Here is a 12611-nt window from a genome sequence, read left to right as displayed (position 1 = left end):
CCAGATTAGGACGGATGGCCGACATGTTCGGTGGGTGGTCGGTGCATGCTGCGCGAGACCAACGGATCGCCTTCCGCGAGGTCGAACCGCTCGCGATAGCCCGCCGCCTCGATGTCGTGCAGCCCCAGGTGCGGGGTGATCATGGCCATCCACAGACCGCACAGGTGGCACTGCACGCGGTCGCCGTCGTCGAAGAGCACCCCCGGCCGCGAGAGCAGGAGTTCCCCCACGGCCTCCTCGTAGCCGCACTCGCCCGAGATCCGGCGCAGGATCTCCGCCGCCCGCTGCTGCGAGGCGTCGATGCGGCTGCGGAACTGCGGCGGGCTGAGGTGCTCGAGCACCGACCTCCGCAATTCCAGGTAGTGGTCGAGGTGACCGGCCCGCTCCATCGCGCGCTCGAAGGCGGTGCGCGGCGCGGCGTGCCCGTCGTGGTCCGCCCGGAGGTTCCACAGCGCCGGCACGCGCACCGAGCCCCGCCGCGCTCCGCTGATCCGTCCGTGCGCTGCGATGTGGTTGTCGACACTCGCGAACCACAGACCGCACGCCGGGCACTGCTTGAGCGCGCCACCCGGCACGTTGACCGCCCCGGGCACCGTGAACGAGGCCGGGTCGTGGCTCCAGGCGTCGATGATCGCCACGGTCACCGACGCGGCGTCGATGCCCACGCGGTCCGCGAGGCGGCTCGGACCGAGCCCGTTGGCCGCCGCCCAGTTGGCCGCCTCCGCCCAGGTACGCCAGGGCGCGTCGTCGGGCGGCTCGGTCATCGGGGAGGCGTGCTGGATGAGCCGAGGATCCGGCCCCTCGTCCGGGACCGGGTCCCGCAACCGACGGGGACGCGCTCCGTTCCCGACGGTGTGCCGCGCCCCGTCCGCCACGGAATCGTTCCGCTCGCGGATGCCCAGGCCGCGGTGCACCAGGCTGTGCGCGTCGACATCGGAGAACCAGATCCCGCAGTCCGGACACTGCTCGACCCCTACCGGAACCGCGGCCGCGGGCGACCGCGTGAACAGGTCCGGCGTCCGACGCCACTCCTCGATGATCGCCAACAGGGCGTCGATCCGGGTGACCCCCTCGCGCTGGGCGATCGCGCCCACGCCGAAGCCGCCGGCCGCCGCCCAATTGGCAGCGGCGACCCAGCGCGGATCGTCAGACTGCTCGGACACGCCTTTCAGAATGCATCATCGTGTCAACCCTTGATGTTTTGACACGCCCGTCCGACTCGCTATTCGCTACGCACGTCCAGTCCGCCGTCCGCGTGCTGGGCCCGCAGAACCTTCTTGTCGAACTTGCCGACGGAGGTCTTCGGGACCTCGGCGATGAACGCCCAATTGTCGGGGATCTGCCACTTCGCGAACTTCCCGACGAGGTGTTCGCGCAGCTCAGCGATGGTGACCTCCGCACCGGGGTGGAGCACGACCGCGACCAGCGGCCGCTCATCCCACTTCGGGTCGGGAACGCCGATGGCCACCGCTTCGAGCACCGCGGGGTGGGCCATGACCTCGTTCTCGAGTTCGACGGAGCTGATCCACTCACCGCCGGACTTGATGACGTCCTTCGACCGGTCCACGAGGGTCACGTAGCCGTCCGGCGTCAACCTGCCGATGTCGCCGGTGCGCAGCCAGCCGTCCTCGAACTTGTCGGCGCCCACGGGCTCGGAGCCCGCGGGGCTGTAGTAGCTGCCCGTGACCCACGGGCCGCGCACCTGCACCTCGCCCTGGGTCACGCCGTCGGCGGGAACGACCTCCCCCAGGTCGTCGACGAGGCGCCCCTGCACACCGGGGAGGAATCGGCCCTGTGTGTTGCGGTAGGCCCACGCGTCGTCGCCGGTGACGCCGCGCGGCGGCCAGGCGATGCTCGCCACCGGCGAGGTCTCCGTCATCCCCCACGCCTGCACGATCGTCACGCCGTGCCGGTCCAGCGCCTGCGCGAGGCTGAGCGGGACCGCCGAGCCGCCGCACGCGATGTGCCGCAGGTGCGTGATGTCCTGCGGGTGCTTGTCGAGGTGGTTGACGATGCCGATCCACACGGCCGGGACCGCGGCCGAGATCGTCGGCCGCTCCTCCGCGAGGAGGCGGACCATGGGCTCGGGCTGCAGGTAGCGGTCCGGCAGGATCAGCGAGGCGCCGGACATGAGCGCGCCGAACGGGGTGCCCCAGCTCATCGCGTGGAACATCGGCACGATCGGCAGCACCGTGTCGTTCGGGCCCATCCCCAGGCCGTAGCTGGCGCAGACCGCGGTGGAGTGCAGCCAGATGCTGCGGTGGCTGTACATGACGCCCTTGGGGTCACCGGTGGTGCCGGAGGTGTAGCAGGCGGCCGCGGCGGCGCGCTCATCGATGTCCGGCCAGTCGTACTCGTCGCCCTGGGCGTCGAGCAGATCGCGGTAGTCGTGTAGTCGCACCCCGCTCGGCGCCTCGATCAGGTCCTTGTCGCCGTCCACCACGATGACGTGCTCGATCGTGGTCATGCCGCCGATGGCGGCGTTGAGCTGCGGGATCACGCTGCCGTCGACGATGATCACGCGGTCCGCCGCGTGGTTGGCGATGTAGGTGATCTGATCGGGGAACAGGCGGATGTTGATCGTGTGCAGCACGGCACCCATCGCGGGGATGGCGACATAGGCCGTCATGTGCTCGTTGTTGTTCCACTGGAACGTGCCCACCCGGTCCCCCGGCACCACACCGAGTGCGCTGAGCGCGTGGGCGAGCCGGGCCGCGTCGCGCCCCATCTCGCCGAAGCTCATCCGGGTGGTCTTCTCGGGCGTCCAGGTGGCCACCTCAGCGGCGTCCGCATACCAGGTGGTGGCGTGCTTGAGGAGCGTCGCGAGCGAGAGCTGCTCGTCTTGCATCGTGGAGACCAGGGGCAGGATCGGTGCGGGCATGGACCATCACTACCCCATGTCCGACGGTGCGCGGTCCGGTTTCGCCGAGCCCGTCCCACCCGGTCATGCCGGTGGGTAGTCGGACCGATTCTCGGGACGCCAGCCCGGTGCCACCTCGTCCAGAAACCGGTTCACCCACCGGTCACGGGTCTCGTTCGCCCGGGCCTCAAGCCAGACGCGGACCGGATCGGGCGCTGTTTCAACGGTGCCGCCCCGCCTGAGGTGCGCAAGCAACGCGCGGAGCGGCGCCTCGATCGGAGTGCCCGACACCTCTCCTACCACTTCGTACCCCGGTACCGCCGGCCTGATCCGGGCCGTCGCGGTGCTCACCGGCACGTTCATCACCACGGCGACGGCGACTGGCGACGCCCCGAGGTCCACCATCCAGTCCGCGGCCTGGGCAGTGGATACCCACCCGGCTCGCCGAAGGCGTTGCTCCCAGAACACGTCGTGCTTGCGGCTCGACGGCGAGCGGTAGTCCAGCCCGAGACGCTCCGACCGCGCCTTCTCGTTCAGGGACCAGTCCGGATCGACGGCGTCGAGTACCGCGTAGTAGTTGGAGGCCAGGCCGCGGTGGCGCTTGCTGCGCAACTGTTTGATCCATCCCCGCAGATCCTGGTCCGTCGGCGTGGAAAGGTTACCGCCGGCCGCGATCTCGGCTCGGGCCCGCACGATCATCTGCTCGCCGACGGTGGGGAACGCCAGCCCCATATCGTGGAACGCGTCCGTGAGCCAACCGCGCGAGACTTCGAGTTCCTTCGCCAACTCTGCCATCCCGAGACCATGCTCGAGCGCCCAGCTCACAAGGTCTTCCACGCGCTCCAGATTCCGCTCGGCGGCCTTCGCCTGCAGGACGTCTTCCGCTCCTTGGTCCGCGCGCCGTACGTGCGTGATCGTCGACGACAGGCGCGCATCTCCCAACCCGAATCGCCGCTGGTAGGTAGCAGTGTCCAATCCGTGGACGCGGCAGTGGACGCCCACCTTCTTGAACCACAGGCCACACACGTGACATTGCACGACCGCGCCGTCGTCGTAGACCTCGCCGGGGAGTGCCAATTGGAGATCCTCAGCGGCACGGAGATTCTCGGGTTCCTCCCAAAACCGTTTGACTTTCTCGGCGACGCTCATCTCACTGCACCCGAGACGTTGCGCGATCTCAGCGAACGCCCCGTGCTCGGCGGCTGCCCACCGGACGGCATCGGACCACCCCAGCCACCCCACCCGCTCCATCCGCTCCCGCCACATCGCTTCGGTTCGGAACGCTTGCCCCCAGTTGTCGAATTCGCCCCGATCAACGCGCTCCTTCGGGGAAGCCCGCCATCCGGGGTCGGCCGCGTCGAGGAATGCGAACGCCGCGAGTTCCCGCCCTGCAGCGGCCGCCGCGCGCCACCTGGCCAACACCGTACGGAGCCGTCCGCTGGCATGGACCAGCGACCCGTCCTCCTGGACCAACTGTTCCGCCTCACCCACGAGAGCTCGCTGAAACACGCTCAGAACGTCCTTCGGATCGGAACGCAACTCGGCCCTGATCCGCCATTGCTCGGAGCGTGAGATGAATGCGACTCCCGCTGCCGCGAAGTCTTCTTCCACCTTGTTGGGGGTCAGGCTCAGTTCGCGGGCCAGGCCGCGTGCTCCCAGCCCGCGCTCGGCCGCCCATTCGGCCGCCTCGGCCATCGTTGTGCAGCCGATCGGTTCGACGCGGGGCTTCCATTCCTGCTCGATCTGCTCCGGGGTCCGTGCGATGAAGCGGGCCCGGGAGGTTATGGGTACGTCGTGGGCCAGTCCGGCTCGGCGCCGGTACTCAGCGGAGTCGATGCCGTGGAAACTCAGATGCACTGCAAGACTGGTCATCCACAGCCCACACAGGTGGCACTGCACGCGCTCGCCGTCGTCTTCCAGGTGTCCGGGCACCGACAGCAGGAGTTCCCCCAGATCACGGGCGTACCCGGGAAGCGTGGAGAGCTTCTTCGCCACTGCAGAACACTTTCCACTCCCGGTGGCGAGGACCGCCCGGAAGTCGTTGAGGCTCAGGTGGTCGCGGATCACGTCACGCAGGGCGGCGTACTCCGCCGCCAATCCTGCCCGCTCGACCACTCGGGCGAACTCCGGATCCCGCACTGCCTCGGGGACCGACGTGAAGTCCGCCTCCGGATCGGCTGTGCGCTCACGAGGATCGTCGCCCTGGCGGGCCGCCCGATTGGCCAGGGCTGCCCACTCGATGGCTGCGGGGACCAGCCGCTCGTTCCCGCCCAGACTGGATTCAGCGCGCTCCTCACGGGCCCTATCCTCGCGGGCTTGTTGCAGCCGGGCTCGTGGTGTGCCTGCGGACGGGTGGCCTGGCCCTTCCGCACGAGCGGAAGTGCCCGGATCTCGCTGAGCTCGACCGCGTGCCCGCTCCTCGTGCGCCGACTCATGCGCGGCGACGTCGGCGAACCACACACCGCAGTAGGAGCACTGACTCGTCGCCCGCGGAGGTTCGACCGGCCGCGGACGCCGGAACGATTCGGGTGACGCGGCCCATACATCGAGAACCTCGAGTAAAGCGTCGATCGGCGTTGTTCCCAGCCGCTCCGCTACCGCACCGATCCCCTTGCCGTGGGACGCAGCCCAATCGACAGCCTCCACGATCGTCGCCGCTGACGGCCGACCGGAGAACTGCTCATGATCGAGTGTTGACACTGTCACATCGTGTCATCCGATTGGCCATGAACCCAGCCATCCGTGCACGGTGTCGCGGCCACTGACAGCGAGTTCACAGCGAACGGCCAGCGGTCGGGGCGAATCGGTCATTAGCGTGCAAACCGACGCGGAGACCAGCCACCCGCACGAAAGGACCGTCATGCCCAGCACCTACCAGGGCCGCCCACTCCCCCGCCCCGACGAGGAGATCGTCGACCAGGGCCTCGGATTCGACCTCGGAACGCTGACCACCCGCCGGAGGATGCTCTCGATGCTCGGGATCGGCACCGTCGGGCTCGGGCTGGCGGCGTGCGGCACGAGCGCCCCCAACGGCTCGGCGTCGTCGTCCGCCGCGGCGAGCTCCTCGTCGGCGGCGGCCAGCGACCTCGCGGAGATCCCCGACGAGACCGCCGGCCCGTATCCCGGTGACGGCTCCAACGGACCGGACGTGTTGGAGCAGAACGGGATCGTGCGCACCGATGTCCGGTCCAGCTTCGGCGAGATGACCGGTACCGCCGAGGGCGTGCCGATCACCCTGGAGCTCACGGTGCGGGACATCGCGAAGGGCGGCGTCCCGTTCACCGGTGCGGCCGTGTACGTGTGGCACTGCGACCGGGAGGGCCGCTACTCCCTGTACTCCGACGACGTCACCGACCAGAACTACCTGCGCGGCGTGCAGATCGCCGACGACAACGGCGTGGTGAGCTTCACCAGCATCTTCCCCGCGTGCTACGAGGGCCGGTGGCCGCACATCCACTTCGAGGTGTACCTCGACAAAGCGGACATCACCGATTCCACGAAGGCCATCGCCACCTCGCAGCTAGCGTTCCCGAAGGACGTGTGCGACGCGGTGTACGCCACCACCGGTTACGAGAAGTCGATCCAGACGCTGAGCCGGGTGTCGCTGACCTCCGACGGGATCTTCGGCGAGGACGGCGCGGCGCACCAGTTGGCAACCGTGCGCGGCGATGTGAAGTCCGGCTACCAGGTGTCCCTGCCCGTCGGTGTAGACACCCGCACCGTCCCGAAGGTCGAGACCATGCAGGGTCCTCCGAATGGTGGGCCGCCTCCGGGCGGCGGGGCACCCCGGTAGAGACGTCTGCTGATCCGCGCTCACCGAAAGCCGGGAAGCCCCAGGGGCCCGAACGACGGGGACCGGCGCTGTGAGGTCCACCCCAGCCGGCACCGTGCGATCTCTGTCGATACTTGCGATCCGCCGTCCGGCGAAGCCGTTGTGCATCTCGAAGCGATCACCGACACATTCGAACGACCATCCCCTCCACAGGATGACCGCGGCACGGTACAGGGTCTCGGCGGCCGTGGTGGTCCACCATGCGAAGCGGGCGATACCAGGTCCTGAAAACGTCGTCGGCAGCCTGGAATTCGAGGTCGAGGAGCTGTGGGTCGTACTGTGTCTGGACGGCGTCCGATCGCGCCACTCCGAGCACGTCGGCGAAGGACCACGCGCCCTCGACAGCCCAGCACACTGTCCGGCCGGGGAAGGCTCGCGCGAGTTCGGCGTACTCCAGTCGAGCGCACCCCACGTCGTCCCACACCGTGTGCCAGGCGAAAGTCTTCGTAGCGCAATCCATGAGAGCACCGGAATCGAGATGCTTGAACTGCCGAATCGTGTGGATGCTGCCCCCACGGTTCGGCTAGGTCCGACCGGAACGCGTCCGGCCCGACTGCAGCAGGCCATGCCGCGGCGCCGTGTGCCCCGCCATACGAGTAGTGGGACCTCAGCAGCCCCGCCTCATCGCGGATCACGTACAACGCTGGATGCACCATCGCTTGCCCCTACTTCCGCCGATGTCCGACACATGCCTGCCGAACCAGAACACGTCACGGGTGTGCCTACGAGACATCGGCCTGTACGTCCGCAGTCTCCTTGATGTGCTTGAGAATTCCGACCAGTTCAAGAACTTGTCCACGCTCGGGAAAAACGTGGTCGGGACCGCCTTGCGCGGCATCCGTGTACGGGGCCTGGAACAAGCGCTTCGGCTCGACGATTCCGTTCGCGGTCAGTTCGTCGACGATCATGTTCACGAACCGTACCTGATCGACGGAGAACTTCGAGTCGTCGAGGAAGTCACCGAAGGCTTCAACGGCAGCACCACGATCGAGTCCGACGAGCGAGCGCACGAACAGCCCCAGACCGCCGCTCCGCTCCTTCACCCACTCCAGGTCGCCGTCCGTGCCACCAGCATCGATCAGCATCTCGCCGAGCGCCTCCAGGTCTGCGGGCGTGAGCTGCTTGTTGCGGCGAAGCCGTTGCAGCACGACGTTCTCGAACTGGGACTGCAGGTAGGCGGAGGTCTTGGCCTTGAACCGCTCGAAGTTCGTCCCCGGCGCCGTCCCCGGCAGCTTGACCTCGGTCGGCGCGAAGAGCTCGTCCTTGAAATCGGTGTAGACCGGGTTGGTCTTCGCGGTCTCTGTGAAACGCATCAGCGAACGGAGGCGGATGCGGGCCGCCTCAAGCATCGCGACGGTGACGTCGACCCACCACTCGTCGCTGGCGACCGCCTCGATGAGCTCGGCCTGCGCCTGAACCATCGGAATAGTCATCTTCCCCAGAAGCGAGTGTGCGATGTCCTGAGCGGCCTGCCGGACCCGATCTGCCGTGGACGCGTCTCCCTCCAGCTGGGCGAGCTGGCCGCGCAGCATCAGGAGATCGAAGCGCTTGGCCTTCTCGTCCGAATCGACGGTCGCCGAGGGAAGTCCGGCGAGCTCCAGGACGGTCGCCTCGTGGTCGGGCATCAGCTGCGACCACGCGGCACGGTCGGAGAATCGCTCCACCGCCTTGCGATGTGGACGCACCAGGAAGTTGTCGACACTCATCCCCGAGACGTACTCGTGCAGGGCGTCGATCGTCGAGCCCTTCAGCTCCCCGTCCGAATCGGTGAGCGAGTGCGCAAGAGCCACACGCGCCTCGAACAGCCTCTGCGATAGAGACTTCTGGATCGATCCTTCCGATCCCGGGAGGTCCTGGCTGAAGTATTCGAGGTTCCCGCAGAAGTCGAAGACGTAGAAGTCCTTCTTGTCCTCGCCGGGCCCGAACAGGTTCGGGCGCAGACGAGTTCCGCGGCCGATCATCTGCCAGAACTTGGACTTGGACCGAACCGCCTTGAAGAAGACCAGGTTCGCGACCTCGGGGACATCGATGCCGGTGTCTAGCATGTCGACGGAGATCGCGATGTGCGGCTCCTTCTCCGCCGTGGAGAAGTCGTCGATCAGACTCTGAGCGTACGGCGAGCTGTGCGTGATCACGCGCGCGAACGAGCCCCCGTAGCGCGGCCACTGGAGGTCGAACCGATGCTGGATGAACTCGGCATGGGCCTGATTCTTGGCGAAGACGATGGTCTTGGCCAGCCTGTCGCCGCCCGCCACCTTGTGTCCGCCGGTCATCAGATTCGCGAGCACCTGGTCCACGGTGTTCTCGTTGAAAAGGAACTTGTTGATCGCCTCCGCGCCTACCTCGTCGGGCGGATCACCCTCACCCCAGTCGAGCGCATCCCACTCATCCCGCTCCTCCTCGGTGAGGTCGTCGTAGCGAATCCCCCGGCGGAGGAACTTCGTTCCCACCGAGATCCCCTTCGGCGGCACGAGGTAGTCGTCCTTCACCGCGTCCTCAAGAGAGTAGGCGTCGGTCGGCACGCCGTCTTCGAGATGGAACAGGCGGTAGGTGTTGTGATCGACCTCGTCCTTCGGGGTGGCCGTGAGCCCGACGAGCAGCCCATCGAACCACTCGAAGATCGCCCCGTACTTGGCGTACACCGAACGATGCGCCTCGTCGATCACGATCAGGTCGAAGTAGCCGGGACCGAAGCGGCGGCCGGTCTCGCTGTCCACATCGTTGATCAGGTTCATCATCGTGGGGTATGTCGACACGTAGACGCGCCCGTCGATCGCCTTCTCCGACACCAGGTTCACGGTGGTCGCATCGGGCAGGTGCTGCTTGAACGCGTTCGCCGCTTGAGTCACGAGTGCCGTCCGGTCAGCGAGGAACAGAACGCGCTTGACCCAGTTGGCGCGCGCGAGCTGTTCCACGAGCGCGATCACGGTGCGGGTCTTGCCGGAACCCGTGGCCATGACGAGGAGCGCATCGCGGTTGTGCTGGGCGAAGGCGTCGTCGACCGCACGGATGGCGCGTTCCTGGTAGTAGCGCCCCGCGATGTCTCCGTTGACCTCGACCGTCGCGAGGGGCTTTCTGGTGGTGCGGCGCAGCACGAGGTAGTCGAGTTCGTCCGGCGTGTAGAAGCCCTGCACCTGGCGTGGCGGGTAGCCACCCGCGTCGTCCCAGATCCAGTGGCTGTAGCCGTTGGAGTAGAAGATCACCGGGCGTCGCCCGTACTCGTTCTCAAGACTGTCTGCGTAGAGCTTCGCCTGCTGCTGGCCGACTTCCGGGCTCTTGTTGGCGCGCTTGGCCTCGATGAGTCCGAGCGGCTTACCGTCGCTCCCCCAGAGCACGTAGTCCACGTAGCCGGCACCCGACGCGTTCGGCATGCCGATCACCTCGTGCTCGGCGGTCACCCTCGCCGGTCCGACGGCGCCTCCGATGGTCCAGCCCGCCTCGTCGAGGAGGAGGTCGATGAAGGCGTCCCGTGTAGCGGCCTCGTCGTAATCGTGCGTGTCCGCCGCGTTCTTCGCGGTCGCCGCAGCGATCTGCTGCTGCAGTTCAGCGATCTCGGCATCGTGGGCGGCCTGCAACTCGGCCTTCTCCGCGCGTTCCTTGGCCAGTTGCTCGCGGTGTTCGGCGAGGGCTGCGTCCTGCTCCGCGAACTTCTCCGCTAGCTTCGCAACCTCGCCCTGACTCAGCGGCGAGGACTGCGCGGCGAGCGCAGGATTGAACTGCGCCCCCAGCGGGGCGAGCTCCGGGTAGCGCGAGTACGAGTGCGTGGCCCAGACCGTGAGGTGGAACAGCTCTCGGAGCACGACCGCGGATCGCTCGGGGCGCACGGGACGGGTGTCGTGCACTGCGTCGTTACCGTTGCGCCGGATCAGATTCAGCTTGTGCTGAACCATCGGAGGCACCTTGGCCTTGAACTTCGGATCGTTGATGTGAGCGGCGAGATCACCCTTGTACGGCGGCGGGAGCTCCAGGAGGTCGAAGAGGTAGTGGACGAGTTCCTCGATCGCACGCCGGCCGTAGAAGCAGGCCGACCGCGGATCCGAGTTCAGGTACGACTCTGCCCGCGCGCAGTCCGCGTGGACCGACGGCAGCGCCTTGTAGACGAAATCGAAGTTCCCCATGAATCCCCTCCCCTTCTCCGCTCGAACCTACCAATCTTGACCGACAGATCCGACGATGCAGCGCGCCTTTCACTCTTCCCCCTCGAACCTCATTAGTAACTGTGTTCTATTCAGTGGCACGGTCTCGAATACCGGCGTAGAATGAACGGAACGACAGGAGGTGAGAGATGAACGAGAACACCTGCACCGCAAGTGATTACTTCGCCATTCTCACCGCCTTCAAGAATGCCGCGGAAGCACTCGCATCGGCGTCTCCCGGCCTCCTCTCCTCGCAGGAGGTTCTCGATGGGTTACACAGCTTGGAGTCGGCGTGCCGAAAGCTCCCGTACGTCCAGCACGTGTTGGCCGAAGCGGCAGTGGCGGTGCACCTCCCGGACGAGCTGGGTTACACCGGACTCAAGGAGCTCCTGGTCGACCAACTGCGTCTGTCGGGCACTGAGGCACGGGACCGGGTACGCGGTGCCGCGGATCGTGTGCCGCGCACAGAGCGGGGCTTCGGAGAGACGGCCCGGTTCGAGCGGGTCGCACAGGCGCAGCGCGAGGGAATCATCTCCGAGCGGCATGCAACCGCGATCGAGGCGATCTTTCAGCGCTGCCGAAAGACGCTTCCGGATTCGGATTTCGATTTCCTTGAATCGGTGTTGGTGACCGCGGCGGAATCGATGCCGCCGGAGGATTTAGCCGTGATCGGACGCCGCGTCATCAGCCACATTGATCCGGACGGCTCGGAACCGAAGGAGAACGTGCGTGCTCGCGCGCGGGGCGTCGAGGTCGGGAGGCAGGACGAGGACCTGATGAGCCCGCTTTCGGGCGATCTCTCTCCCGAGGGACGCGCGCTCTTCGACGTCATCGTCGAGAGGTTCGCCCGTCCGGGAGTCAACAACCCCGCCGATTCGGATGAGCCTGTGGATCCGTCCGATCAGGACGCGGTCGCCACGGCCGCGAAGCGCGATACGCGTTCCGCCGCGCAGCGCAACCACGACGCTCTGGTGATGGCTCTCAAGATCGCCGTGGCAGCGGGCGAGAGCGGCGCGGGCCTCGGCCTGCACCGCGGCGTGCCGTGCGTACCGATCATCACCATGACGCTCGATCAGCTCGAGTCCGGTATCGGCGTCGCGACCACCGCCACCGGCGGGCGGGTTCCCGTGGCGGACGCCATCGCCATGTTCGGCACCACCAACCCGAAGTACGTGCTGCTCCTCGGGCTCGATTCGCGCCCACTTTTCCTGGGGCGGGAGAAGCGGCTCGCGTCAGCTGACCAGCGGCTCGCCCTGTACGGGTCGGACACCGGATGCACTGCTCCCGGTTGCGACCTGCCCGCCACCCGTTGTCAGGTCCACCACATCGTGGAATGGACGGACGGCGGGATGACCGACATCACCGAGCTCGCCCTCGTCTGCGACAAGCACCACGGGCTGGTGCGGCCGAAGGGCGAATCACACCGGCCCGGCTGCGAGACCATCGCGATCCCGCCCGGCGAACCATTCGCCGGGCGAACTGGGTGGCGGCGTACCGCCGACCGGAGCGGCGCGTTCCGGGTCAATCACAAGCACCATCCCGAGGAACTCCATCGGGAGGCGATTCGCCGGTGGCGTGAACGCACTGAGCAGTTCCGCCACCGGTGGCAGCGACAATGGCAGCGTGCCGCGTTCGATGACTACGTGGGCACCATCTATTCCGGCTCTTCGAAGTTGAGCGGGCAAACTTGCTTAGCAGTGGAATTGCTGGATGCTGGCCCGCTGGGCGCGGGTGCAGTGGAATCGTATCCTGCGGCGTGAGTTTTCGGTGTTGCGGAAGCCGC

The 12611-nt window shown here is 67.1% G+C and carries 6 protein-coding genes; 2 read left to right on the top strand and 4 right to left on the bottom strand.

Annotated features, from left to right (window positions below):
• Positions 1-5: 5 nt before the first annotated feature.
• From HF999_RS20305 to HF999_RS20295, 3 genes are all read right to left on the bottom strand, one after another.
• A complete protein-coding gene (locus tag HF999_RS20305) occupies positions 6-1163 on the bottom strand; it encodes a hypothetical protein (protein ID WP_168547627.1) in 1158 nt (385 codons plus the stop codon).
• A gap of 59 nt (positions 1164-1222) precedes the next feature.
• The gene (locus HF999_RS20300) at positions 1223-2881 is read right to left on the bottom strand and encodes a long-chain fatty acid--CoA ligase (RefSeq protein ID WP_246208269.1); all 1659 of its coding nucleotides are present in this window, start codon (positions 2879-2881) and stop codon (positions 1223-1225) included.
• A gap of 63 nt (positions 2882-2944) precedes the next feature.
• Positions 2945-5560 (bottom strand): hypothetical protein, encoded by a 2616-nt coding sequence (locus HF999_RS20295; protein WP_168547626.1) that lies wholly within the window; start codon positions 5558-5560, stop codon positions 2945-2947.
• Between the two features lie 160 nt (positions 5561-5720).
• Here HF999_RS20295 and HF999_RS20290 point away from each other — a divergent pair, with 160 nt between their 5' ends.
• Positions 5721-6653, top strand: a complete 933-nt coding sequence (locus tag HF999_RS20290; RefSeq protein WP_168547625.1) for an intradiol ring-cleavage dioxygenase — start codon at positions 5721-5723, stop codon at positions 6651-6653.
• A gap of 761 nt (positions 6654-7414) precedes the next feature.
• Here HF999_RS20290 and HF999_RS20285 read toward each other — a convergent pair.
• Positions 7415-10810 carry a DEAD/DEAH box helicase family protein gene (locus HF999_RS20285; RefSeq protein ID WP_168547624.1) on the bottom strand — a complete coding sequence of 1132 codons (3396 nt, stop codon included), beginning with the start codon at positions 10808-10810 and terminating at the stop codon, positions 7415-7417.
• A gap of 167 nt (positions 10811-10977) precedes the next feature.
• Here HF999_RS20285 and HF999_RS20280 point away from each other — a divergent pair, with 167 nt between their 5' ends.
• Positions 10978-12588 carry an HNH endonuclease signature motif containing protein gene (locus HF999_RS20280; protein WP_168547623.1) on the top strand — a complete coding sequence of 537 codons (1611 nt, stop codon included), beginning with the start codon at positions 10978-10980 and terminating at the stop codon, positions 12586-12588.
• The last annotated feature ends 23 nt before the right edge of the window (positions 12589-12611 follow it).

The organism is Tsukamurella spumae (genome assembly GCF_012396015.1).
Taxonomy (GTDB): Bacteria; Actinomycetota; Actinomycetes; order Mycobacteriales; family Mycobacteriaceae; genus Tsukamurella; species Tsukamurella spumae.
This window is presented reverse-complemented; position numbering and strand designations above follow the sequence as displayed.

Excerpts from the sequence above, each read along its gene's own strand:
- HF999_RS20300 (WP_246208269.1), bottom strand. The coding sequence starts at position 2,881 with ATGCCCGCACCGATCCTGCCCCTGGTCTCCACGATGCAAGACGAGCAG.
- HF999_RS20290 (WP_168547625.1), top strand. The coding sequence starts at position 5,721 with ATGCCCAGCACCTACCAGGGCCGCCCACTCCCCCGCCCCGACGAGGAG.
- HF999_RS20285 (WP_168547624.1), bottom strand. The coding sequence starts at position 10,810 with ATGGGGAACTTCGATTTCGTCTACAAGGCGCTGCCGTCGGTCCACGCG.
- HF999_RS20280 (WP_168547623.1), top strand. The coding sequence starts at position 10,978 with ATGAACGAGAACACCTGCACCGCAAGTGATTACTTCGCCATTCTCACC.